Origin of the sequence: Fervidobacterium riparium (assembly GCF_025370035.1) — a bacterium.
Lineage (GTDB): Bacteria > Thermotogota > Thermotogae > Thermotogales > Fervidobacteriaceae > Fervidobacterium > Fervidobacterium gondwanense.
This window is the reverse complement of record NZ_CP009277.1, coordinates 368,224-393,913: the sequence shown is the minus strand read 5'-3', so window position 1 is coordinate 393,913 and position 25,690 is coordinate 368,224. Positions and strand designations below refer to the sequence as shown.

Annotated in this window: 22 protein-coding genes and 1 pseudogene; 18 read left to right on the top strand and 5 right to left on the bottom strand. The window is 33.6% G+C overall.

The genetic code is table 11. The features are described 5' to 3' along the window. Positions 1-164: 164 nt before the first annotated feature. On the top strand, positions 165-1,421 hold the full coding sequence (locus tag IB67_RS01755) for an ATP-binding protein (RefSeq protein WP_014451296.1): 1,257 nt from the start codon (positions 165-167) through the stop codon (positions 1,419-1,421). Between the two features lie 71 nt (positions 1,422-1,492). Here the strand turns inward: IB67_RS01755 and IB67_RS01750 are convergent, their stop codons facing one another. Together IB67_RS01750 and IB67_RS01745 are read right to left on the bottom strand one after the other, a co-directional pair. After that, a complete protein-coding gene (locus tag IB67_RS01750) occupies positions 1,493-2,395 on the bottom strand; it encodes an acetamidase/formamidase family protein (protein WP_014451297.1) in 903 nt (300 codons plus the stop codon). 14 nt (positions 2,396-2,409) lie between these two features. Next, the gene (locus IB67_RS01745) at positions 2,410-3,030 is read right to left on the bottom strand and encodes an HAD family hydrolase (RefSeq protein WP_014451298.1); all 621 of its coding nucleotides are present in this window, start codon (positions 3,028-3,030) and stop codon (positions 2,410-2,412) included. A gap of 105 nt (positions 3,031-3,135) precedes the next feature. Here IB67_RS01745 and IB67_RS01740 point away from each other — a divergent pair, with 105 nt between their 5' ends. Next, positions 3,136-4,131 carry a glycosyltransferase family 2 protein gene (locus IB67_RS01740; protein ID WP_014451299.1) on the top strand — a complete coding sequence of 332 codons (996 nt, stop codon included), beginning with the start codon at positions 3,136-3,138 and terminating at the stop codon, positions 4,129-4,131. 7 nt (positions 4,132-4,138) lie between these two features. After that, positions 4,139-5,095 carry an LCP family protein gene (locus IB67_RS01735; protein ID WP_072757192.1) on the top strand — a complete coding sequence of 319 codons (957 nt, stop codon included), beginning with the start codon at positions 4,139-4,141 and terminating at the stop codon, positions 5,093-5,095. Positions 5,096-5,117: 22 nt separating this feature from the next. On the opposite strand, the gene gnd is transcribed toward IB67_RS01735, so the two are convergent. Continuing rightward, positions 5,118-6,464: an NADP-dependent phosphogluconate dehydrogenase gene (gnd, locus tag IB67_RS01730; protein ID WP_498875394.1), complete on the bottom strand. Its 1,347-nt coding sequence runs from the start codon at positions 6,462-6,464 to the stop codon at positions 5,118-5,120. Positions 6,465-6,626: 162 nt separating this feature from the next. On the opposite strand from gnd, the gene IB67_RS01725 reads away from it, so the two are divergent. The 10 genes from IB67_RS01725 to IB67_RS01680 all read left to right on the top strand — a co-directional run bounded on the left by IB67_RS01725 (position 6,627) and on the right by IB67_RS01680 (position 17,617). Further along, on the top strand, positions 6,627-8,033 hold the full coding sequence (locus tag IB67_RS01725; protein ID WP_498875393.1) for a S41 family peptidase: 1,407 nt from the start codon (positions 6,627-6,629) through the stop codon (positions 8,031-8,033). A gap of 123 nt (positions 8,034-8,156) precedes the next feature. Beyond that, positions 8,157-9,137, top strand: coding sequence for a mannose-1-phosphate guanylyltransferase (locus tag IB67_RS01720; protein WP_498875392.1), 981 nt, complete (start codon positions 8,157-8,159; stop codon positions 9,135-9,137). 117 nt (positions 9,138-9,254) lie between these two features. Then, positions 9,255-10,466, top strand: coding sequence for a glycosyltransferase family 4 protein (locus IB67_RS01715; RefSeq protein ID WP_498875391.1), 1,212 nt, complete (start codon positions 9,255-9,257; stop codon positions 10,464-10,466). Positions 10,467-10,497: 31 nt separating this feature from the next. Continuing rightward, complete coding sequence (locus tag IB67_RS01710; RefSeq protein WP_498875390.1) at positions 10,498-11,544, top strand: polysaccharide biosynthesis protein; 1,047 nt, start codon at positions 10,498-10,500, stop codon at positions 11,542-11,544. Continuing rightward, a complete protein-coding gene (locus IB67_RS01705; RefSeq protein ID WP_498875389.1) occupies positions 11,541-12,650 on the top strand; it encodes a polysaccharide biosynthesis C-terminal domain-containing protein in 1,110 nt (369 codons plus the stop codon). Before IB67_RS01710 ends, IB67_RS01705 begins: the two co-directional genes overlap by 4 nt. Positions 12,651-12,653: 3 nt before the next feature. Further along, positions 12,654-13,781 carry a non-hydrolyzing UDP-N-acetylglucosamine 2-epimerase gene (wecB, locus tag IB67_RS01700; RefSeq protein WP_498875388.1) on the top strand — a complete coding sequence of 376 codons (1,128 nt, stop codon included), beginning with the start codon at positions 12,654-12,656 and terminating at the stop codon, positions 13,779-13,781. Positions 13,782-13,818: 37 nt separating this feature from the next. Next, positions 13,819-15,036, top strand: a complete 1,218-nt coding sequence (locus IB67_RS01695; RefSeq protein WP_498875387.1) for a glycosyltransferase family 4 protein — start codon at positions 13,819-13,821, stop codon at positions 15,034-15,036. A gap of 15 nt (positions 15,037-15,051) precedes the next feature. Further along, entirely contained in the window at positions 15,052-16,380 is a 1,329-nt protein-coding gene (locus IB67_RS01690; RefSeq protein WP_498875386.1) for a hypothetical protein, read from the top strand. Positions 16,381-16,505: 125 nt separating this feature from the next. Next, the gene (locus IB67_RS01685) at positions 16,506-17,204 is read left to right on the top strand and encodes a glycosyltransferase family protein (protein WP_498875385.1); all 699 of its coding nucleotides are present in this window, start codon (positions 16,506-16,508) and stop codon (positions 17,202-17,204) included. Between the two features lie 32 nt (positions 17,205-17,236). Next, entirely contained in the window at positions 17,237-17,617 is a 381-nt protein-coding gene (locus tag IB67_RS01680; RefSeq protein ID WP_498875384.1) for a glycosyltransferase family 4 protein, read from the top strand. A 309-nt stretch (positions 17,618-17,926) separates the two neighbouring features. Here IB67_RS01680 and IB67_RS01675 read toward each other — a convergent pair whose 3' ends face one another. After that, positions 17,927-19,075 (bottom strand): IS110 family RNA-guided transposase, encoded by a 1,149-nt coding sequence (locus IB67_RS01675; RefSeq protein ID WP_164542215.1) that lies wholly within the window; start codon positions 19,073-19,075, stop codon positions 17,927-17,929. Positions 19,076-19,889: 814 nt separating this feature from the next. Here IB67_RS01675 and IB67_RS01670 point away from each other — a divergent pair. Together IB67_RS01670 and IB67_RS01665 are read left to right on the top strand one after the other, a co-directional pair. Next, on the top strand, positions 19,890-21,101 hold the full coding sequence (locus tag IB67_RS01670; RefSeq protein ID WP_498875383.1) for a glycosyltransferase family 4 protein: 1,212 nt from the start codon (positions 19,890-19,892) through the stop codon (positions 21,099-21,101). Between the two features lie 11 nt (positions 21,102-21,112). Next, entirely contained in the window at positions 21,113-22,285 is a 1,173-nt protein-coding gene (locus IB67_RS01665) for a nucleotide sugar dehydrogenase (protein ID WP_498875382.1), read from the top strand. A gap of 37 nt (positions 22,286-22,322) precedes the next feature. On the opposite strand, the pseudogene IB67_RS01660 reads toward IB67_RS01665, so the two are convergent. Next, a pseudogene (locus IB67_RS01660) lies at positions 22,323-23,090 on the bottom strand (DDE-type integrase/transposase/recombinase). A 123-nt stretch (positions 23,091-23,213) separates the two neighbouring features. Between IB67_RS01660 and IB67_RS01655 the strand changes: the two are divergent. Genes IB67_RS01655 through rfbC form a run of 3 tightly spaced genes read left to right on the top strand, consistent with a single transcriptional unit; the run spans position 23,214 to position 25,671 of the window. Next, positions 23,214-24,176 carry a glycosyltransferase gene (locus tag IB67_RS01655; protein ID WP_498875381.1) on the top strand — a complete coding sequence of 321 codons (963 nt, stop codon included), beginning with the start codon at positions 23,214-23,216 and terminating at the stop codon, positions 24,174-24,176. A 4-nt stretch (positions 24,177-24,180) separates the two neighbouring features. Beyond that, entirely contained in the window at positions 24,181-25,071 is an 891-nt protein-coding gene (rfbA, locus tag IB67_RS01650) for a glucose-1-phosphate thymidylyltransferase RfbA (RefSeq protein ID WP_498875380.1), read from the top strand. Between the two features lie 21 nt (positions 25,072-25,092). After that, positions 25,093-25,671 carry a dTDP-4-dehydrorhamnose 3,5-epimerase gene (gene rfbC, locus IB67_RS01645; protein ID WP_498875379.1) on the top strand — a complete coding sequence of 193 codons (579 nt, stop codon included), beginning with the start codon at positions 25,093-25,095 and terminating at the stop codon, positions 25,669-25,671. Positions 25,672-25,690: the final 19 nt, after the last annotated feature.

Here is a 25,690-nt window from a genome sequence, read left to right as displayed (position 1 = left end):
TACTATCAAACAAGCGCAAAAACATATAGACTTTTGTGATTTTCGTACTAATGTGGAAATCCACTTCCATTTTAGTCCGAGAATTTAGGAAGTCGACTTCCAGAATTCTCGGATTATGGTATAATTGTACCTGAGCTGTCGAATCCTCAAGGGAGATGAGAGCGATGAGGTTAATAAAACGAGAAATCGTAAAGGAATTAAGACAGCATTTGCAAAAGCCAGAGATAACGTTTCTCGTTGGACCAAGGCAAGCTGGGAAGACAACTATTCTCAGAATCTTAGAAAACGAGCTGAAAGCTCAGGGAAAGAAAACACTCTTCCTCAACCTCGATATCGAGGAAGATAAGATGCATTTCTCCTCTCAATCCAGCCTTCTAAAGAAGATAGAGCTCGAAATTGGCAAAGAAGGTTTCGTGTTTATCGATGAAATCCAACGAAAAGAAGATGCAGGTGTCTTTTTAAAGGGTATATACGACATGGGTCTACCGTATAAATTCATCGTTTCTGGCTCTGGAAGTGTGGAGCTCAAAGAGAGGCTTCACGAATCGCTCGCAGGTCGAAAGCGCTTGTTTGAGATATCTACGCTATCTTTCGAGGAATTTGTTAACTTCAAGACGGACTATAGATACGAGATGAACTTAGAGACATTCTTTGACTTAGAAAAAGCCAAAACTCTAAGTCTACTAAATGAGTATCTGCACTTTGGTGGATATCCAAGAGTTGTATTAGAAGACCAATTAAAGGAAAAAAGACTAACGATAAGCGAGATATACAGAAGCTATGTTGAAAAGGACATAACGTACCTGCTCCGCGTTGTGCGAATTGAAGAATTCACCACACTTGTAAGAATCTTAGCTTCTCTGTCAGGAAGAATGCTTAATCTAACAAACCTGTCTTCTGAGGCGGGAGTATCGTCGAAAACCGTAAAGCAATACCTATGGTATCTACAACAAACATACATAATAGACCTGATAACACCTTTCTCAACAAACCGAATTAAGGAATTAACAAAAGCACCGACTGCCTATTTCACAGACTTGGGCTTGAGAAACTACGCTGCAGGTGTTTTTGGAAACCTTGCTGATTTTGGTTTCGTCTTTCAAAACTTCGTTTATTTGAAGCTCAAAAGACTTTCTAAAGAGCATGATTTCACCGTGCACTTCTGGAGAACGAAAGATAATGCTGAGGTAGATTTCGTCCTCACGAAAGAAGACAAAATCATCCCAATTGAAGTCAAATACAAGAGCATTGAAGAGCCAGCTGCGACAAGAAGCTTGCAGAGCTTTATCAACAGATACGACCCTGAGAAGGCAATATTGGTAAACATCTTCGGAAGACGAACAGAAAGAATAAAAGATACTACGCTGGAGTTAGTTCCGTTCTACATGCTTGACAAGTTGATATCGGGGTTATTCTCCTAAGAGTTTCTTCACTGTCTCGACACCGTCGACAAGCTCGACAAATTCTGGACAGGCTCGACAATCGCATAAAATCAAATAGATACGCCTAATCTCTCTAAGATATCCACAGGCATGCTGAACCTTGTGGTGACAAGCGGGTCCACAACCTGAGAAATCTCCGTATTCCCAACTATGCTAAACAACATCACCAATTCTTCGGGACTAATATTCGTTCGGCTCATTACGAACTCAAACATATCGCCCACAGCTTCTTTCACAGCTTCATCGAGCGTCTTTGATGAGACCAATGTGAATACTATTCCCTCGGACACAACCATGGGGTTCTTTAAACTCAAGTTCTTTCGTACACGCACTACTGTTCGAACTTCTCCTGCGACTTCTATTCCAGTACCGCAAACCTCCCCATCGCCCATGAGCGCATGCAAATCACCAAGTGCAAGCAAACCACCTTTGACGGAAACTGGTAAAAACACCCTTGCACCTTTCTTTATGTACCTCGTGTCCAAATTCCCACCGTGCGAACCCGGCGTTCCGCAATTTATCGTCCCTTCCTTCGGTGCAACACCGATTACACCTACCATGGGTTCTATATCGAGCTCCAAATCGTTGAAAATAGCCTTCGAATTCTCAACCTTGACTATTTTTGTATAATACCCCTCGAACTTCCCTCCAAGCGGTCCGAGTCCTTTTCCCGTTGCCATCACACCTTGATTATTCACTTTTATATCCACTATCTGTATTTCCAGCACATCTCCCGGCTCTGCACCGTTCACAAAGACTGGACCAGTTGCTGGATTTACCTGGTTCCAGTCGAGGCTCTCAAGCTTATCTTCGCAAGTCTTTATCTGGTTGGAAAAACAATCAAGCGTTTCGAAAACAACCTCATCACCGCTATTTACAGAAACAGCAGGAGCATTATCCGGCGAAAATGCGAAAACCTTCTTTTGCGTATCTACAAAATGCCTCACACCCATCCCCCCTACTAAGATCACTCTACAGGATGCCCCAACACTTTTTCAAGCTCTTCTTTCAAAACCCTGTAGTCGGTCAAGTGTATTACTGAAAATCCCAACCTACTTGCCGTCTCGATATTGTCCTTCCTATCATCTATAAACAGCGAATGCATCGGCACAACACCGTAGCGCTCCATAAGCTCGTAGAAGATATCCTCATTCGGCTTTATCTTTTTCACGTGGCTCGATATGACCATACCGTCGAAATACTTAAAGAATTCAAACGTATTGTACACATGCTCAAACGCTTTGTAGCTGAAATTAGAAAGCACGAGCAGCCTGTATCCCATCTTTTTCAACACCGGCAACAGTTTGGCATTCTCCTCAATCGGTTTCAAAAGGCTGAGCACCGCACTCTTCATGTGGCGAATGTACTCGCCATACTCGGGGTATCTTTCCTCAACCATCTTCCAAAACTGGGCTTCTGAGATCTCTCCCTTATCCATCAAGTTCCACTCTTCAATCGAGAAAACCTTCTCCGTTAGCACCTTCGCAACTTCTTCGTCGAAGTGCTCTACCATGTACCCGTAAGGGTCCCAGTGAATCAAAACTCTCCCAAGGTCGAAAACAATCGTATCTATCTGTTTAGCCCCCATAATATCCAACCTCCCTCTGCTTTCTTGGATTACATTTTATCACATCTTCATGATATAATAAATTCCGTCGAATTTCTAATCATCTTAAAAGGAGAGAAAATAAATATGGCTGTTCTACCACTCGTTTCGGTAATTCTCCCAACTCTCAACGAAGAAAAAACAATCGAAAAGACAATAATTAGCTTTATCGAATCGGATTACCAAAATGTTGAACTCATAGTCGTCGACGGCATGAGCTCAGACAGAACGAGAGAAATAGTCGAAAGGCTCAAAGAAAAATACCCAAACAAAATAAGATTGCTTGAGAATTCCAAAAAATATACGCCATCCGGTATAAACATCGGCATCAAGAATGCAAACGGAAAGTACATTATGCTTGCAAGCGGACATGCGTCTTACTCAAAAAATTACATCTCTGCCTGTGTCCAAGCGCTTGAAAACAACGAATGCGACGTAGCAGGCGGGGTTATGGAAGTCTTGCCAAGAAGTAGCAACGTAAAAGCCGTTGCTATAAGCGAAATATTGAAACACCCATTCGGAATAGGCGGTGCGAAATATAGAACAAACAACCAGAAGAAAGAATACGTCGACACCGTTGCGTACGGCATATACAAAAGGGAAATCTTTGAAAAAGTAGGGCTTTTCAATGAAGAACTAATAAGAAACCAAGACATTGAATTCAACATCCGATTAAAAAACGCTGGCTACAAGATATTGCTCATTCCAGAAGCTCGAGCATATTACTATGCGAGGGACACATACACAAAACTATGGCAAAATAACTACTCAAACGGCTTTTGGGTAACCCACAGCTCCAAATTCGTCAAAAGGGCATATCGACCAAGACATTTAGTGCCGATGCTCTTTGTCTTGTATCTCATTTCTTTGCTCTTATTGCTCTTGCCAGTGAATAGAGTTCTGAAGTTTTTATACGCACTCCCTGCTTCTCTGTACCTGGCTCTGAGCATTTACTTCTCATCACAGGTTGCAATCAAGCACAAAAAGATTGCGCTCGTTCCTTATACATTCTTTTCATTCTTAGTTTTGCACATCTCATATGGCATCGGTTCGATAGTGGGAATCTTTAAGAATAGGAGATGAGAAAGATATGCAAAATTTCTTGAAATTCATTGTCGCATTCTCGTTATCTTTGATAATAACAGCAATCATCGTCGGGGTATACCTCAACACAAGGCTTGAAAAAATTAAATTCACAGACTTGTTCAGTCTCGAAGAAGTTTATGCCGCAAAAGATACGAACAACCCGACAGCTCCAAGCAACGAAAAATTTGCGGCTGTGCTCTTTGGTCTTGACGCAAGGCAAGAAGGAGAACACGCAAGGAGCGATACGATAATGGTATTGCTAATAGACCATGCTAATAAAAAAATAAAGCTTGCTTCGATAATGAGAGATCTGTACGTTAAAATCCCCGGATTTGACAAAAGAAAGATAAACAGTGCATACGAACTCGGCGGTCCGAAACTTGCACTTGCAACGCTTAACAAAACGTTCCAGTTATCTTTAACAAGATACGCTACCGTCGATTTTGAAGGGTTCGAAAAGATAATAGACGCCGTCGGTGGCGTTGAAATAGATGTTAAACCAGAAGAAGTTGAACATATAAACATAAACATGCGAGAGGTAAAAAATTTGCTTGGCGGAAAACTTCCTGAAGTCAAAAAGCCCGGCTTGCAAAAACTGAATGGGCGACAGGCTCTTGCATATGCAAGGATAAGATACGTTGGCAATGCTGACTACGAGCGCGTTCAACGCCAACAGAGAGTCCTCGAGCAGGTATTTGAAAAGCTGAAGAGAGCTTCGGTATCTACAAAACTAAGGGTAATCAACATGGTGCTTCCATATATAGAAACCAACATTCCAAAGTCAGAGCTCATCTCGCTCGGAAGCAGGAACTACTCGACATACACACTCGAAAGATTCAGAGTGCCAATAAACGGTTCATTCCAAGAAGGACACGCAATGATAGATGGTGTGAATCAGTGGGTGTTTATAACAGATATACCCAAAAACATAAAAGCATTGCATGAATTTCTGGGAAAGTGATTACGATATCCCCCATTTAACGTTAGTCACTTTGGCTTTCAGGCTTTACAAAATGAAATACCGTTCCTGGCTGATCTACTCTATAAAAACCATGGTAGCCGAACCAGTCCCTTATGCCTTGCACAAGATTTGCTGGCAAATTCTCGGAGGTTACCGATAAGTAAAAGTCGATACTTGAATTAATGACAGGAATAGGTATTGCAGCTCCACGGCAGAGATTGCTCAACGCCATAGTACTTGGCAACAGCTTCTCTAAAACTGCTCTAAAATCCCCGTCTTCTATGAGACAGTTGCTGAAATTCAAGTTGTGCTTCAAAATGGAGTCAATTAACGAAGATTCAAGAATACTGCCTTTTCTCCAAACTTTAAGCACTTTCTCCAAGTCAGTTCCATAATTAAATATCTGCGACGCTTTTGTCAAAAGCCATAGCCCCTCGGCGTGTGCGATCAAAGATGAGAAGAACAAAGCGTCTCTTAATGTTTCGAAGCTCTCAATAACTTTAGAACTGCTAATTGTTTCCCTCTTTTCTGCCACAGAACGTCGAAGCTCCTTGTAGGTAGAGATTATCCTTGAATTTACTGATGCAGATATAGACATTGCAGGTACTCCTATTTCCAGTGCAGTTTGGGTAAACCAAAGCCCAGTACCCTTTTGCTCTGCTAAGTCTAAGATAACATCAACATAAGGTTTCCCTGTCTTCTCATCTACTTGTTTCAATACAGCCGAAGCAGTTCTTAGCAAAAAGCTGTCAAAATCCTTTTTATTCCATTCTTCAAAAACGTCTGCTATTTCTTCATGTGTCATTCTCATTAAGTTTCTCATTACATAGAAAACTTCCGAAATAGCACCGATTATAGCGTACTCTATCCCATTATGAACCATTTTCACAAAATGGCCAACCGACCGGTTCCCCATGTACTCTACACACGGTCCATAATGGCTCTTTGCAGCAACAAGTTTAAGTGAGTCTTCTAAGTCCTTGTAAGCAGAGAAATCTCCGCCGGGCATCAGTGCCGGTCCTTTACGTGCACCTTCAGAACCACCTGATATACCGAGTCCAACAAATCTAAGACCCTGAGACTTCAAATACTCGTATCTCCTCTCTGTATCCTTATAGTACGAATTTCCAGAGTCAACGATTATGTCTCCAGGTTCGAGGTAAGGCAGTAATTGCTCGATTGCTTCGTCCACGGGCTTTCCTGCTGTAATGAGCAATATTACTATCCTTGGTTTATCTAAAGAAAATACAAAATCCGACACGTTCTTAAAACCAGAAACCTTGCCAGTGTCACTGATTGTTTTTAACAACTCGGAAAACACAATGGCCCTCAAACTCTGAGTACCACAATCAATTGCCAAAACATTCAACTCAACTCACTCCTTATCGTTCATAAATACATACTTTATTAAAATTTTATCACATTATATTATCCTTCAAAAACCTTCCATAAAATGATATAATCAATCTGAAACAAATAACAACCAAAAAAACAAAAGCAAAAAACAAAAACAAAGAAGGGGGAATCAACATTGCGCATAGGGGCTAAACTCATCTTCATTTTCATCATTTCTGGTCTTGTAACAACATTTGTTCTCTCATGGATTATTGAGCTGTACAAATACCAAAAACGCCTTGTACCCGTTGAAAACGTTATCGAAAACACAGCGTATTTGGAAAGAATACTAACTGAAATATATCCAGAAAAACTTCCTAAAGAGAAAATGCAACAAATACAAACACTTATCAAAAACCTAAAGCACGAAAAAACCAAAAAAGTACTTCCAATAAAGGCTTTTTCACTAATTCAGCCAATCCTCTCAGCTGTTAACGACCAAAACCTAAGGTTCATGGTACCATCAGAACCTGTTTACAGCGTCCTTCCATTCAGAGTACAAATCATCGATAAAAACGCAATAGTCACATCAACAGCGACAGACAAAATCCCTGCAGGCGCCAAAATACTATCGATAAACAAAATTCCAATAGAAAATCTAATAGACCAACTCCTTCCTTACACCTCAGGAGAAAATTACGAACTTAGAGAACAACAACTTTCTCAACTAATCTGGCTCTCACCAGAACTGCTTTGGAAAAAACAAAGATTCGTATGGATATTCTACAACCAAGAAGAATATGAAGTGCAATACACATTTGAAAACCAACAACAAACCGAAAAAGTAAAAACGGTAACACTCTTCAGCTATCCAACCTTAAGCGCAAAGTACCAATCAATCGGTTCAGAGCCACCGTACACCTTTGAACGCATAGACGATGTTGGGATTATAAAGATTCGCACGTTCTCACTCTCAGGTACATCTTACAACAAATTCCGAGAATTCCTTGACAACACAATAATATACAACAAAGACCTGAAAAAAATCATCATCGACATCCGAAACTCCCAAGCCCAGGACTTCAATATCTTCAAGGAGATCTACGAACATCTCATACAAAGCAACATAAAGTTTACACGCAATATATCATTAATTAACACAGCGTACATCTTAAAGACACTTGAAAAATACGGCATAGAATTCACACAAACCACAGGAGAAATCCTAAACCAAACATTCTCGCATGAATTCAAACCAAGAGAGCCAAACATAAAAGCACAAGTTTGGCTTTTATTTGACAGATACACAAACAACGCAGCGCTTGATTTCGCTTACACATTCAAAAAACTCAACCCAGGCAGAACAATAGGCGAACCAACATTAACAAAAATCAACCACACAACGGACATAACGTACCAATATTTAGATAGCATAAGACTGGCCTTAACTTATCCAACATCAAAAATAAACGAACCAGACGGCAACAAACCACTAGAACCTGACCACACTATCCAAATCACAACACAAGACAGAATAAATTACCTAAATGGAGAAAAAGATGAAGTAATGCAGAAAGCGTCGGAAATAATAAAAAATCACTAAAACAAGCAAGTTTAAAATTATATTACCGAAATGTATAAATTTGAACAAAACATTGACCTGAAGAATTTTTTTGGTTATAATAACTTACGCAATCGAAATATCAAAAAATCTGGGGGAAGACATATGAAAGCAATAATCCTAGCAGGTGGAAGTGGCGAAAGATTCTGGCCACTATCGACTAAAGAAACTCCAAAACAATTTTTAAAACTTTTCTCTGACAAAACACTCCTCAGAGAAACTTTCGAAAGACTTTCATTTAAATTAAAACCAGAAGACATTTTCATAGTCACGAATAAAATTTATACCGAACTCACTCACCAAGAAATTCCTGAAATTCCAAAAGAAAACATTCTCTCTGAGCCACTCAAGAAAAACACAGCACCAGCATGTACATATGGGACATTGAAAATGGCCCCAGAAGAAATAATTTTAGTTGTTCCATCAGACCATTACATTCCAGAAATTGAAAAATTCTGGCAAACTGTTGAAACAGCCGAGCAATTTTTGGAGAGAAATGATGGTATAATAACCTTTGGAATAAAACCAACTCGAATTGAGACAGGCTATGGTTACATAGAATCAGGTGAACAAATTGAACCAAACATATCCATAGCCAAAAAATTCCACGAAAAACCAAATTACGAAACAGCGCAGTTTTACATAAACCAAGGCAATTACTTTTGGAATAGTGGAATGTTCATGTGGAAAGCAAAATATTTTATAGAACAAATGAAAAAACACGCATTAGAAGTTATAGAACCATTCTTAAAAGAGAAAGATATAGAAAAAATTTACGAACAAGTACCATCGATAAGCATAGATTACGCATTAATGGAAAAAGCAGACAGAATATACACAATCAAATCCGAATTCATATGGTCAGATGTTGGGAATTTCAAGTCGCTGAAAGAATTAGGAGTAAGCAATTCCAAAAATTCTGTGACCATAGACTCACAAAATGCGTTTGTACTTACAACCAAACCAACGATAGTGATAGGGATAGATGATATAATAGTTGTTGAGAGTGAAAATGGGATATTAGTCTGCAAGGCTGAAGAAGTTGAGAAGATTAGGGAAGCGATGAAAATCATGAGACAAATATGAAATTATTTTTTATCTTTAGATGTTAAATAATAGTGAAAACTATTAACAAATAATGAAAATTAATGAATTCATTTAATTTAAAAATATTGTTTTTACTTTATCTTAGGAGGAATAAAATTGTCCAGAAAAAAAAGAATTTTAATAATTTCCCTCCATTTTTATCCTGAGCAATTTAGAATAAACGATATTGCATTAGAATTTGTTAAAAACAATTACGATGTGAAAGTCGTAACTGGTATTCCAAATTATCCTGCTGGACGTTTTTATAAAGGCTACGGTTTTTGGAAAAGAAGAAAAGAAAAATGGAATGGAATAAATATACAAAGGTTATTTATATTCCCTAGATTTAAGAACAAAATCACGTTAACTATTAATTATCTATCTTTTATTGTATCAGGATATTTTTGGTCAAAAATCGAGAAAGGGATCTTTGATTATGTATTTGTATTTGCAACATCACCTATATTTCAAGCACTTCCTGCGATATGGTACTCGAAACGTTTCTCAAAACCAGTTTATTTGTATGTACAAGATTTATGGCCAGAAAGTCTTATAATAGCTGGTGGAATAAAAAATAAATATGTCCTAAGTGTCGTTGATAAAATTGTGAATTATATATATTCAAAATCGCATTTAATCTTTGTTACATCTCAGGGGCTAAGAGAAGAAATACTAAAAAGAAATATCGAAGAAGATAAAGTAATATACTTACCACAATATGCTGAAGAATTTTACAAACCTATTGAAAAATCTACTGTACCTGAGTTTGACAGTAAGGCTTTCAACATAACATTTACAGGAAATATTGGATATGCCCAGGGATTAGAAATACTTCCGAAAATTGCTAAAGTTCTTTTGGAAAAAACGTCTAAAAGGATTGTCTTTAATTTAATTGGTGATGGACGAGCAAAAGAGAAATTGATAAAAATAATTAAAGAAAATAATGTAGAACAAATGTTCAATTTTGTAGACTATAAATCTTCTAAAGAAATTCCAAGGTACATATCCGCAAGTGATGTTGTTTTACTTAGTTACCAAAAAAATGAGCTCCTCTCAAAATACATACCAGCAAAATTACAATCATATATGGCTTGCGGTAAACCAATACTTGCAATAGCTGACGGTGAGACAAAACGCATAATTGAAGAAGCAAAATGCGGAATTTGTGTTGAACAAAATGACATAAATGGAATTGTTGAAGCAATTTTGAAACTTTCTGAAATGAAAAATACTGACCTTCAATTGATAGGCTATCGTGGTTACGAATATTATATTAAACATTTTAGTAAACAAGTTTTGATACCAAAACTTTTAAAATATTTTGAATAATATAATATTAAATTACTGGAGGCGAAGCACTATGAATATAGAACTTTTCAAAGATGATTTTAAAGATAAAGTGGTATTAATAACAGGTGGAACAGGCTCTTTCGGTAATGCATTTTTAAGAAAAATTATGAATTTAGACGTTCGTGAAATAAGAATATTTTCAAGAGATGAGAAAAAACAAGATGATATGAGGAACTTTTACAAAAATCCAAAACTAAAATTTTACATTGGCGATGTAAGAGATTACAATTCCATTCAACATGCTACAAAAGGTGTGGATTATATATTCCATGCTGCAGCACTTAAACAAGTTCCATCTTGTGAATTTTACCCAATGGAAGCGGTTAAAACAAATATTATAGGTACTGATAACGTATTGACAGCAGCTATTAATAACGGTGTTAAAAAAGTTGTATGCCTAAGCACAGATAAAGCAGTTTATCCAATAAACGCAATGGGTATGTCAAAAGCTCTCATGGAAAAAGTTGCTATTGCAAAGTCAAGAGAAACCGACGAAACAACGATATGTATTACAAGATATGGTAATGTAATGGCGTCACGTGGATCGGTAATACCATTGTTTATCGATCAAATAAGAAGAAATGTACCAATTACAATAACCGATCCTACAATGACAAGGTTTATGATGAGTCTTGATGAAGCTGTTGAACTTGTGCTGTATGCTTTTAAGAACGGGAAAAGTGGCGATATATTCGTCAAAAAAGCACCTGCTGCTACAATAGGTTTGCTTGCGGAAACTATAAGAGAATTATTAGGAAGAGAAAATCATCCAATAAAAATTATTGGAACAAGACATGGGGAAAAAAAGCATGAAACACTTATTACTCGTGAAGAAATGGCCAAAGCAATTGACCTTGGAGAATTTTACAAAATACCGGCAGACACAAGAGATTTGAATTACGACAAGTATTTTTCCATTGGTGATGAAAAAGTATCAGAGGTTCAAGAATACACATCTAATGATACCTATATGCTTAATAAAGAAGAATTAAAACAAATTCTTCTTAATTTGTATGAAATCCAAGAAGATTTACGTGAATTTGGAGTGATAAAATGAAAATACTAATAACTGGTTCAAATGGTTTCATAGGTAAAAATCTAATTTCACAGTTAAATAACTTAAGATTCAGTGATATAATTGAGATAGATTCAAATTCTACAATGCAAGATTTAGAGCAAGCGCTTTTGAATGCTGAGTTCATATTTCATCTTGCCGGAGTAAATAGACCTCAAAATGTTGAGGAGTATTGGAAGGGAAATTTTGAGTACACGAAATTCATATGCGACTATCTAATCGATAATAAAAAAAGCATACCTATTGTATTTTCTTCTTCAATACAAGCAGAACTAGATAATCCTTACGGAAAGAGTAAAAAAGCAGCTGAAGAAGTACTTCTTCAATATTCGAAACATGCTAATGCCAAAGTTTTCATATATCGTTTGCCAAATGTTTTCGGAAAATGGAGCAGACCTAATTACAATTCCGCAATAGCTACTTTTTGCTATAATATAGCTAGAAATCTGCCAATACGCATAGATGATCCTGAGAAAGTTTTGAATCTTGTTTACATTGACGATGTAGTAGATGAATTCATTCGAACTATGAAAAACTTTGAAAATATGGAAAGTGGGTATCATAAGATAAAGATAGAATACAAAGTAAAGATTTCGCAAATTGTTGAAAAACTTTACAATTTTAAAAACAGTCGTGAATCACTGTTAATGCCAGATTTAAAAGACTCTTTCGATAAGAAATTATTTGCAACTTTCATTTCTTATTTTCCTGAAGATAACCTAAATTATGAATTAGAAATGAAGCAAGATAATAGAGGATGGTTAAGTGAATTTATAAAATCTGAAAATTTTGGACAAATATTTGTTTCAAAAACAAAGCCTGGAATTACTCGAGGAAACCACTGGCATCATACAAAAGTTGAAAAATTTCTCGTTATTTATGGTGAAGCTTTAATAAGACTCAGAAAAATTGATTCTGACGAAATAATTGAATATAAAGTTAGTGGTGATAAACTCCAAGTAATTGATATCCCACCAGGTTATACGCATTCTATAACAAACATCGGACAAAGTGACCTAATCACAATCTTTTGGGCAAGTGAAATATTTAATCCTGAAAAACCAGACACATATTATTTGGAGGTTTGAATAATGAAAAAGCTTAAAGTTATGACAGTAGTTGGCACAAGACCTGAAATAATCAGGCTGTCTGAAGTTATTAAAAGATTAGATTCGTGCAGTGCTGTTGAACACATATTAGTTCACACTGGTCAGAATTATGACTACGAACTAAATCAAGTATTCTTTGAAGACTTAGAAATAAGAAAACCAGACTACTTCTTAAATGCGGCCATAGGTTCCCCTGTAGAAACGATAGGAAATATATTATTAAAAATAGATCCTATTCTTGAAAAAGAAAAACCAGATGCTTTTTTGGTACTCGGAGACACAAATAGCTGTCTTTCGGCTATAGCTGCCAAGAGAAGAAAAATACCAATATTCCATATGGAAGCAGGTAACAGGTGTTTCGATCAAAGAGTCCCAGAAGAGATAAACAGGAAAATTGTTGACCACATTGCAGATATTAATCTAACATACAGTAGCATTTCCCGAGAATATCTCATCCGTGAAGGATTTCCATCAGACAGAATAATAAAAACAGGAAGCCCAATGAAAGAAGTCATAATGAAAAATTGGCATAAAATACAAAATTCAAAAATTCTTGAACAATTAAATTTGGATGAAGGTAAATACTTTGTTCTCTCTTCGCATAGAGAAGAAAACATAAATGACGAGAAACATTTTTATATGTTTGTTGAAAGTGTAAATAGTATTGCAGAAAAATATCAATTACCCATCATTTTCAGTACACACCCAAGAACTAGAAAAATGATAGAACAGAAGAAAATTCAATTCAATGAACTTGTTAAGCTTTTAAAACCACTAAGTTTTTCAGATTACGTGAAACTTCAAATATGTGCAAAAGCAGTTTTAAGCGATAGTGGTACGATTAGTGAAGAAACATCTATTTTAGGATTAAGAGCGCTTAATATAAGAGAAGCTCATGAACGCCCAGAAGCGATGGAAGAAGCAACTGTAATGATGGTCGGTTTAAATAAAGAAAGAATATTGCAAGGGCTTGAAATACTAGAAGAACAAAAAGATGGCACAATAAGAATAACAAAAGACTATGATGTTGATAATGTTTCTGAAAAAGTATTGAGAATTATTTTATCGTATACTGATTATGTAAAAAGAGTTGTTTGGCAAGAGTACTGAGAAATGTATTAAAAAAGTATAATTGCTAGGAGGTTTTATGAAAGTCTTACAAATAAACTCAGTCTGTGGAATAGGTAGTACAGGACGAATAGTTTTAGATATACATAAAACACTTTTAAACTCTGGACACGAGAGTTACATAGCATATGGTCGATCACCTGCCAAAAATTGTCCAGAAGCTATTCAAATAGGCTCTAAATTTGATGTCTATTCGCACGTTGCCTTAACAAGAATTTTTGATTTACATGGATTGGGCTCAAAACGTGCAACAATTAAATTTTTAAAGGAATTGGAAAGAATAAATCCAGATATAATTCACTTACACAATATCCATGGTTATTATATAAACATAAAGCTTCTATTTGACTATCTCAAGGAAAAAAACAAACAAGTAGTATGGACTCTTCACGATTGTTGGGCATTCACAGGTCATTGTTCACATTTTGATTATATAGGTTGCGAAAAATGGAAAACTGGCTGTTTTAACTGCCCACAAAAAAATAGATATCCTAAAAGTTATATTTTGGATAACTCAAAGAAAAATTATGAAATGAAAAAAATGATTTTTACTGGTTTAAAGAAAATGGTAATAGTTACTCCTTCACAATGGCTTGCAAATTTAGTTAAACAATCATTTCTTAAAGAATATCCCATAGAAGTTATTCCAAACGGAATAGACACGAACGTTTTTAAACCAACTCAAGGCAATTTCAGAAAGAAGTACAATTTAGAAGGAAAATTTGTTATACTTGGAGTTGCCAACATTTGGGAGGAAAGAAAGGGGTTAAAGTATTTTATTGAATTGTCAAAAACTTTAGATAAGGATGAGGTAATAGTTTTGGTTGGATTGAATAAAAAACAATTGAAGGAAATGCCATATAATATAATTGGAATTGAAAGGACAAATAGTGTAGAAGAACTAGTAGAAATATATTCAGGCGCTGATGTTTTTGTTAATCCAACATTGGAAGACAATTTTCCAACTGTAAACTTAGAAGCTTTATCTTGTGGAACTCCTGTGATAACTTTTAACACTGGTGGAAGTGTAGAAACAATAGATGAGAATACTGGATTCATTATTGAGAAAGGAAATGTTAACGACTTATATGAAAAAATAAAAATAGTAAAATTGGCTGGAAAGAAAAAATATAGTCAATATTGTAGGGATAGAGCTACAAAATTATTTAATAAGTGTTTAAATTTTAATAGTTACTTGAATCTATACAATAAATTGTCTGAATATTATACTCTTTGATGGAGGATATAATCCATGAACAAAAGAAAATTAATTAATTATGCATTATGGATTTTTATAGCGCTCTTCGTAATTTATGAAATATATTCTGAAGTTGGTTATAAAAATAATTTTGGAGTTATGTTTACTAATCTTATAATAACTATAATCAGCGTGTTTTTCTTGGTTTTTGGTGATAGATATAACTTCAGTCTAAATAAAATTTTCTATACATTTTCGCTCATATTTTTCGGCATTGCCCCTGCCTTTCAATACAAATATAACGTAGTATTTTGGAATATGGGCGATTTTAATGACGAAGATTATTTTAGGACTAACTTACTAATAATATTCATACTGATTTCATACCAAACTTTCTATTACTTATTTTCGAAATTAAAATACAAACCAAGAGCAACAAATAGAAAGTTATATAATCCTAGGAGCAAAACGGTTACTATCTTTTTATTTTCTTTGATTACTACATTTTTTGTAATGTACTATTTTAACTTTAATATTAACTCACTTTTATTTAGAGCTTTTGTAACCCATAAGTTTGAAGAAAGAAGCTTGATGTTAATTTTTTCTAATTTTATAAGACCTATCCCTGTGATACTTTTTATTTATTACAAAACTATGGAACAGAATAATAAGTTTATTGAATCCTTACTATTGTTACTAGTACTTATTTCAAATTTCCCTACGTCAGAAGCAAGATATTATACTGGCACTCTTTATATCGCAATTTTACTGGTATATATAAGGAGCTTTTTTAAAAAATATATGCTCTTCAACAATCTTCTTATTTTAGCTTTTTTAATATTTTTCCCATTTTTAAATAACTTTAGAAGTAACGTTACTTGGAATTTAAACTTAAATCTGAAATATAGCTTCTTAGCGGGAGACTTTGATTCCTTCCAAATGTTTATGAAAGTTGTGAAAGAAAATTATATTACTTACGGCAAACAGCTTTTAACAGTTCTTTTATTTTTCGTTCCGAGGTCATTGTGGACTAATAAATCAGTTGGAAGTGGCAGTCTTTTAGCAAATACTTACAAATTTACTTGGTCTAATATTTCAATGAATTTCTTTGGTGAAGGATATATAAATTTTGGAATATTTGGTGTGTTCTTATTTGTAATTATTCTTTCATTTACAAATGCAATCTATGATAAATTTTTCTGGCATTCTAAAGAGAACTTAAGCGACTGGAGAAAAGTTTACTATCTTTTCTTTATAGGTCTTGAAATTTTCATCTTACGTGGTGACTTACTTAGTTCCTTTGCCTATTCAATGGGTATCTTGGCTTCGGTTTATTTTACATGGAAAATTATATATGAAAATAATTTTCGTCTGAAAATATAAAAAAGAAAATTTGAAAAGCGTACTACAAAAGACTCGCTAGCCTTGTTCAGGAATTTTCTCATAATTTTTCTAGCAATTTTTGAATTATTTTAATAATCCAAAAGATAATCCTGGAGGTGCTTTATTTGAAAGTTTTATTCATAACGAACGTTCCGAGTCCTTATCGTGTGGATTTTTTTGAAGAGTTGGGTAAAAATGTGGATTTGACTGTTGTATTTGAAAGAACACATGCAAAGGATAGAGAGAAAATTTGGCACAAATTAAATTTTAAAAACTTTAAAGCTTATTTTTTGAATGGAATAAGAGCAGGAGTTGATTCGTCTTTAAGCTTTAAAATTTTAAAATTTATTAACCAAGACTTTGATATAATAGTTCTCGGAGGTTATTCAACTCCAACATCCATTTTATCTGAATTATACTTGAGAATCAGAAAAATTCCTTTTATTCTTAATGCTGACGGTGCATTTATAAGGGAAAACGAGTCAAAGTTGAAGAAAAAAATTAAGACATGGTTAATCTCCAATGCTAATTATTGGATTTGTTCGGGAAAATTTACTAAAGAAACTTTAAAGTATTATGGTGCAAAAGAGGATAGAATATTTACTTATCCATTTACTTCTATAAGACAAAGTGATATTCTTAGTCATATACCCACGATCGAAGAGAAAATAGAACTCAGAAATAAATTAGGCATTTTGGAAGATAAGATTGTTCTTTCAGTTGGGCAATTCATATATAGAAAGGGTTTTGATATTTTAATAAAAGCTACTTCAAAACTTGATAAAAATATAGAGGCGTATATATCGTTGGTGGCAAGCCATTAAAAGAATATACAGAATTAGTTGAAAAACTTGGTTTGAAAGATCATATACATTTTATAGAATTCAAAACCAAAGAAGAACTGAAAAAGTATTATATTGCTAGTGATATTTTCGTTCTTCCTACAAGAGAGGATATATGGGGCTTAGTGATTAACGAAGCTATGGCAAATGCACTGCCTATTATTACTACAAACAAGTGCATTGCAGGACTTGAACTGGTTAAAAATGGTGAAAATGGTTTCATTTGCCATGTGGATAATGCAGAAGAAATCGCTGAAAAAATATCTTTGATTTTGAACAATCAGGAATTATTTAACAATATGTCTAAAAACAATATCTTAAAAATAAAAGAATATACAATAGAGAAAATGGCTCAAGAACATGTGAATATTTTCAACAAGATCATTCAAAAATAGTTTTTTACCAACTGAAAATTATGTAAGAAAAAAGTGTACATCATTAAAATTTAATAATTTTGTCAAGAAATCAGAAAATTTTAAATAGGACCATATATTTTAAAAAAAGTAACAGTTTTTTCAATAATTTAGTTGACAAAAATATTGTGGTGATAGGAGGTAAAAATAATGAAAATATTAATAGAAGATTTCCGGTAATAAGTCAAGAGGAGAAAAAATAGAAAAATAAAAAACCTAGTCAACACTTTGACTTTCAATAACTTAATATTTCACTTTCATTCTTCACATACTTGATTTCGTTCTTTTTACCTATTTCATCGGTACATACGGTACGTTGTTCTTTAGTAAATAATACACTAAATTTACTAATTTCCTTGCAGTTAATATTAGCGCTCTCATGTGTTTGTGTGTTGTTGCTTCTGCGTACTTTTTGCGATAATATTCTTTGTATACAGGATCGTATGTCTTTACTCCGTTCGCTGCCATTACTAGGTATGTTCTTAGATACTTGTTCCCTTTTTTCGTTAGTTGGTTGTTTTCTGATTTGTAATTTCCACTTTGATTGATTGTCCATACAAGCCCTGCGTATGATGCTAACGCTGAGGCTTTTTCGAAACGATTGATGTCTCCTATTTCGGCTATAATTCCAGCTGCAGTTATTTCTCCTATCCCTTTGACTGTTGTTAGTGTGTTCGGAATTACTTTAAGTAATTTACTTATTTCTTTCTTTACTAGTTCGATTTGTTTTTCATAGTGCTGTATCAAATCGATAGTGGAAACAATAGATATTCTCAGAGTGTTTGAAGGATTAACAGACAACCTCAAGGCATCTTTAGCAAGAGTTTGGAGTTTTTCTGCTAAGACTTGTGAAGAGACATTGTGTCTGGAAATTTTCGCAATATATTCAAATAACTCTTCAATTGGCATGTTTGCGATTTCTTCGATTGTATAATCTTTAAGCAGGCATTCGAAAGTCTTATTTAGTTTAAAGTCAAGTTTAGGGAAATAAAGAGAAACATACGAATAGAGCCTAAGTTTCAATCGAGCGATATCTTCGTTGAACTTTAAATAAAGTCTGGTGAGATTACGAAGCTCAGAGATGATATATGAGTTATTGACAAAAGGGACTAAAGACTCAGGAAATTTAGAAGCGATAGAGAAAATAAGTTCAGCATCGATTTTGTCAGTTTTAGGACGATTGAGAATTTTGCGATAGAGCTTAATGTTATCAGTTTTAACCCAAAAGACAGGTACGTTGTTTTGAAAGAAGAAGTTAGCGACATTAAAAGAAAAAACACCAGTTGATTCAAGGACAAGAGAAAAATCGGAAGAAGAAGCAAAAGCTTTGTTAAAAAGTTCAACAATGCCTTGAGGAGAGTTCTCAACAGTCCCACTACCGATGAAATCAGAAAAGAAAGAAAGATAGTTCTTTGAGACATCAATAGCTAAAATAGCCAAAGGAATCACCTCCGGATTGAGTACAGCCTTACAACCTCGCGGTACATAGTATAAACTATATAAAAAATTTTGATTTCAAAGAATTTTGTGAGAAAAAAATATAAAATTTATATGCAAAGAAAGCAAATTTGTTAACCCAAAACAAGAAAAGTGGGCAGGTTCCATGTATTTATTTGATGCTATTGAATATTTCTACAAAAATAATGAGAAAACTTGTAAATACTTCTTTTTTGATAACGATGTCTTAACTCATGGAAATCTTAATGATTTAGGTTTTGATGACTATCATTATGCTTATTATGATATTTCTGAAGAATATATTAAAAATGGAGTTTGATTAACTGATTTCAATGGAATAGATAAGAAGTATCTCAAATATAAAAACTTCAAACTAGTTGGAGGAGAATTTTTATACTTAAGAGGAGATTTTCTAGACTCATTTTTTGAAAAGTTTTTGTCAATATTTCCTAAAGATGGCTTTTTAACAGAAGAACATTATTTGTCTTACCTTTTCTCATATTTAATTGATGGAGCAAAGGGAATTGAAGTTAATGATTCTTTGAAAAGAATATGGTTGACTTTTAAAGACAATAATCTAGAAAAAAGATATAAATCTTGAGATTTTACATTTACCTTTTGAAAAAATGTCTGGTTTACTTTGGCTTAACCAGTATTTGATAAGAAATAACTTTGTCTATGATAAGCACAAAGCACTAAAAATTGTTGGTGTAGAAAAGAACTATTATTTTCTTATAAAAAAGTTTTTGAAATGGGGCTGGATGAAGTTTATTGAAAAGTTTATTGAGGTGAGATAATGAAAATAGTTCATATTTCCCAATATTATAATGATGGTTATGGTTACCAGGAAAATATATTACCTTATTATCAAGCATTGCTTGGTCATGAAGTGGTTCACATAACTTCAGACAGAATGTCTGCTTTTGTGCCTTTAGATAAACGTATTGTGGGTGTAAAAAATTATATTGACAACAATGTAAAAATAATAAGATTACCTACAAAAGGTGAATTTAAAGGTCGTTTTGTTCTTTTCAAAGGACTTTATGAAACTCTAAAAGAAGAAAGGCCAGACTACATTTTTCACCACGGTTTGACTTCTCCATCATTATTTACCGCAGCAAAGTATAAACGCAATTATGGTACTTTTTTGGCCGTAGACAATCACTCCGATATTAATATTTCCGGAAGAAATATATTTTGGAGAATAGGATATTACGAATTCCTTTGGAAAAGTTTGCTAAAGGGATTATACAAAGATATCAACGTTATCTTTGGAGTAACTCCTTTAAGATGTGAATTTCCAGTTAAATATCTAGGCGCACCAGAAAACAAAGTTAGACTTTTACCTATTGGATTGGATTTAAGAAATATCCCTCCCGACTCAAAGTCCGCTCTGAGACAAAAGTATGGTTTTAAAGATGAGGATGTTTTAATTATTACTGGTGGAAAAATAACTCCTGAAAAGAAAATGTCAAATATTCTAAAGGCTTTTAATATGCTTTGTGAAGAATTAAGTAATATAAAGTTACTAATTATTGGCAAGATACTTGATAAAGAGGTAGAAAACCTAGCAAGATTAAATAACAACATAATATACATGGGGTGGAAAAATAGGAAAGAAACTTTAGAAATTTTAAAAATGTCTGACATTGCTATATGGAATACTCAACATACAACTTTAATAGAAGATGCTCTAGCTGCAGGGAATATTCTTATATTAAGGTATTACGGTTCAACAGCCCACTTTATAGACAATAACGGAATGTATTTATTTAGCAATTCAGTTAAGGAAATCTATGATAAGATAAAAATAATTGTGCAAAATAAAGGATTGATGCAAAAGATGAGTGAAGAAACACAAAAAATGATTAATATTTTATCTTATGAAAATATAGCCAAAGAAAGTATAGAATATTATTATGATTTAAGGCCTAGATATATTCATAACTATTTTATGAATGATAAATTTTTAGACAAAAATTATGGAGATTACGAAAAAATAATTTAGGAGGGCTTAAAATGAAAATCACAGTAGTAGGTCTAGGATACGTAGGATTGTCATTAGCTATACTTTTATCTCAAAATCATGAAGTAATAGGTTTAGATATTTCAGAGGATAAAGTTGAAAAGATAAACAACAAGATTTCTCCTATAAAAGACAACGAAATAATCGAATACTTAAAAAATAAAAATTTAAATCTTACAGTTACAACTAATAAAGAATTGGCATACAAAAATACTGAGGTTGTTTTTGTGGCTACACCTACTGATTATAATCCTGAAACAAATTATTTTGATACTTCTTCAGTTGATGAAGTAATAGAAGATTTTTTGGAAATGAATGATAATGCTTTAATTGTAATAAAATCAACAATACCAATTGGTTATACTGAAAGAAAAAGAAAAGAGTTTAGTACAGATAGAATAATATTTTCACCAGAATTTTTAAGAGAAGGAAAGGCACTGTATGATAATTTATATCCTTCAAGAATAGTTGTCGGAGATAAGACAGAAAAAGGAGAAAAAATTGCGAAGCTCTTGCTTGAAGGTGCTATTAAAAAAGATGTACCAGTTTTCTTAATGGGCTCAACAGAAGCAGAAGCTGTTAAATTGTTTGCAAATACGTATTTGGCAATGAGAGTAGCGTTCTTTAACGAACTTGATACCTTTGCTGAAATAAAAGGATTAAATACACTTGAAATAATAAAAGGTGTATGTTCAGATCCAAGAATTGGTGATTTTTACAATAATCCTTCATTTGGTTACGGAGGCTATTGTTTGCCAAAAGACACAAAACAAATACTAGCAGATTACCTAGGAAATGGCGTTCCTAACATTTTAATAAAAGCCATTGTTGAATCAAACGTTATAAGAAAAAAACACATTGCCGAAATGATAGCTAATAGAAAACCAAAAGTTGTCGGAATATATAGATTAGCAATGAAAAAAGATTCAGATAATTTCAGACATTCATCAATACTAGATGTTATTGACTTTTTAAAAGAAAAAGATATAAACATGGTAATATATGAACCTTTAATAAAAGAAGATAGCTTTAGAGGTATAAAAGTGGAGAAAAACTTTGATAGGTTTATAAAAGAAAGTGATTTGATAGTGGCAAATAGATTATATGAAGAATTAAAGGTTATAAAAGAAAAAGTTTATACAAGAGATTTATTTGAAAGAGATTAAGAAATATAAGAGAATTAAAAAGCGAATTTCAACAATACTAACCAGAGTAATTATAAAAGATAAAGCAGTAATCATATAACTTGCATAGGTTCCTTACTACACAAAAACCATTTACATAGTACCGTATGTTGCTAAATTTCTTGAAGCTCCTTTTCGCTCTAACAAACATCTTAAATAACGAAAATTTCGATTCACATTCGTTGTTTTTACCTAGTCTTACTTCTCTGTGCTCAACATTATCAAAATTTAGTTTCACTGCTATCTCGTACGCTTTTAGTCCGTCGGTTATTAACTCTATTTAGACTTCATCACCATGAACTTTAAATACATTCTCAAACTCAAAAAGCGAAATAACAGAAGATAACTTGATAATCCATTTGTAAATAGCGACATGAGAGACATTGATATTCAAGCAAGATTTAATAGCACGAAGAGAAAGGTTGTATTTGAAGTACAAGATGAAAGCTTTGAGAACGATATAGATAGGGAAGCGAAAGAATTTGAAAGGATGAAAGTTGAAAGGCACAGGCTGAGGAAGAGAAAGTGGAACAGAAGTTTTGAAGTTGCACTTTCTGCATCTGAAACGAACGAAATAACGGCGGATTTTGTAAATTTCCATGACATGGTTACAATGAACACAACGAGGGTAAGGGAAAGAGAAGAGTTTGTGTTTTTTGGTGAAAGAAAGTTTAAAGTAACGCTTGCAGTCTTTGCAAAAGAAGATTTGGTTTTTGAATTTATCATGACCATTTTTGATGAAGTTAGAAGAGCCGCAATGAGGGCATTTGAGTTGGACATTAGTCATGTCGGGATACCTCCTTATTGAGAGTATATTGGGGGGTGTCCCCTCTTTAAGAAGATAATATGATTTTTGAAATTTATCAATACTTTAGTTAACAATATCAATATTTTTTGAGAGGTGGTTAACTTGAAAGAAATTGTAACCATAATACTGAATTGGAATAAGTCTGAAATGACTATTAAAACTTTTGAAAACATCAGTGAAATAGAAAAAGATAGAACAGATTTTATAATCGTAGACAACGGTTCCGAAAATAGCGAAAAGGAAAAATTAATCGATTATGCCAAAAGAAAGAATTGGAAGATTTTGAAAGAAGGTTATGAATTTTTGGAAAATCTAATTGAAGATAAAGGTCGAAGCAGCAATACTATTCTTTACATTTTGAATAAAAATTATGGTTATGCAAAAGGCAACAATTTTGGATTAAGACTTGCAGATTCGTTAGGATATAAATATGCTATTATTGCCAACAACGATGTCATTTTAGAAGAAGAAGTTATCGACAAACTCTTGGAAGTTATTTTAACAAACGAAGACGTTTGTGTTGTTGGCCCAAGAATAATAGGCCCCAACGGAAAAACACAAGGTCCATATTTTATTAGACCAAATTTATTCAGTGAACTTTTTTACCCCATATTTTACATTTTTTATATATACTATAAGAAAAAAGTTTACAATAAAAAAATAATTTTCCCGTACGGAGTAATTGGTTGCTTCATGTTGCTGAAATTAAAATGCATGAAAAAAGTAGATTTTTTTGATGAAAATACATTCTTATACTCTGAGGAGGAAATTTTATCTGAAAAAATGAGACTAATAAGAAAAAAAACAGCTTACAGAAATGATGTTTATATAAAACACCTTCATGGGTTATCTTCTAACGAACATGGAGAAAAGAAAAAATTCTTATTTAGTCTAAAATCCGGGCTTTATTATTATGAAAAATATAGAAATTACGGAAAGTTTAGGCTATTTTTAGTAAAAATTGGCAGATATTATAGATTTTTCATTCTTGAACCTATGATAAGAAAAATCAAATCTGTGATAAAAAGAATCAGAAATATTTTAGAAAATATTAAAAGAAGGTGAAACCGTGCGCAAAGGAATAATTCTTGCAGGTGGTTCTGGAACAAGGCTTTATCCAATGACACTTGTAAATAGTAAACAGTTATTGCCTGTGTACGATAAACCTATGATATTCTATCCCCTAAGTATACTTATGCTTGCAGGTATTCGAGAAATTTTGGTTATTTCCACTCCACAAGATTTACCAAAATTCAAAGAATTACTTGGTAATGGTTCACAATTTGGTATATCTTTTGAATACGCTGAGCAACCACAACCAAATGGCCTTGCTGAAGCTTTCATTATCGGAGAGAAATTTATAGGTACAAATCCATCTGCCATGATTCTTGGCGACAATATATTCTATGGTCACAATTTAACTAAATTGCTCAAAGAAGCTAATGAAAATATTTACCGTGCAACAGTTTTCGCATATTACGTTGATGATCCAGAAAGATACGGTGTTGTTGAATTTGATAATAACTTCAGGGCAATTTCCATAGAAGAAAAACCAAAAAATCCAAAGTCTAATTATGCAGTGACGGGTTTGTATTTTTACCCTGCTGGTGTTTCAGAATACGCAAAATCACTTAAACCTTCTTGGCGAAATGAACTTGAGATTACAGATTTGAATAGGATATACCTTGAAAAAGGTTTGCTCGATGTTAAAATAATGGGTAGAGGATATGCATGGTTTGATACAGGTACCGTTGAATCACTTTTTGAAGCAGCGGAATTTGTAAGAGCTGTACAAAAAAGGCAAGGTATAATAATTGCTTCACCAGAAGAAATAGCCTATTTGAATGGCTGGATAACAATCGAGCAACTTTACAAGGCAATAGACAAATACGGTAAATCACAATACGGACAATACCTTAGAAAAGTAGCTGAAGGAAAGATAATATACGCAAAAAACTAATAAACCATGGGAGTGAATGAAATGGGAAAATTTAGAAAAATTGATACACCAATAGAAGGGTTATACGTTATCGAACCCTTGGTTTTTGGAGATTCAAGGGGATTTTTCATGGAAAGCTGGAATAAGAAAGAATTTGAAGAAATAGGAATAAATTGTAATTTTGTGCAAGACAATCATTCAAAGAGCAAAAAAGGAGTTTTAAGAGGTCTGCATTTTCAAATAGAAAATGTTCAATTGAAATTAGTTAGGTGTATACGAGGTAAAGTGCTTGACGTAGCAGTTGACCTAAGAAGGAACTCAAAAACATTTGGTCAATATTTTTCCATAGAACTTTCGGAAGAAAACAAACTCATGCTGTTTATTCCAAAATATTTCGCTCACGGTTTTTTGGTACTTTCAGATGAAGCAGAAATCATTTACAAAGTAGATGAATATTACGATCCAAAATCGGATAGTGGAATAATTTGGAGTGATGAAACATTGAATATAGATTGGAAATTGGAAAAATACGGGCTTAGTGGAAATGACTTAACAATATCTGAAAAAGACAGGAGATTAATGACATTCAAAGATTTTGTTAACTCAAACATATGGAAATAATCCATAACAATAGGCAGGG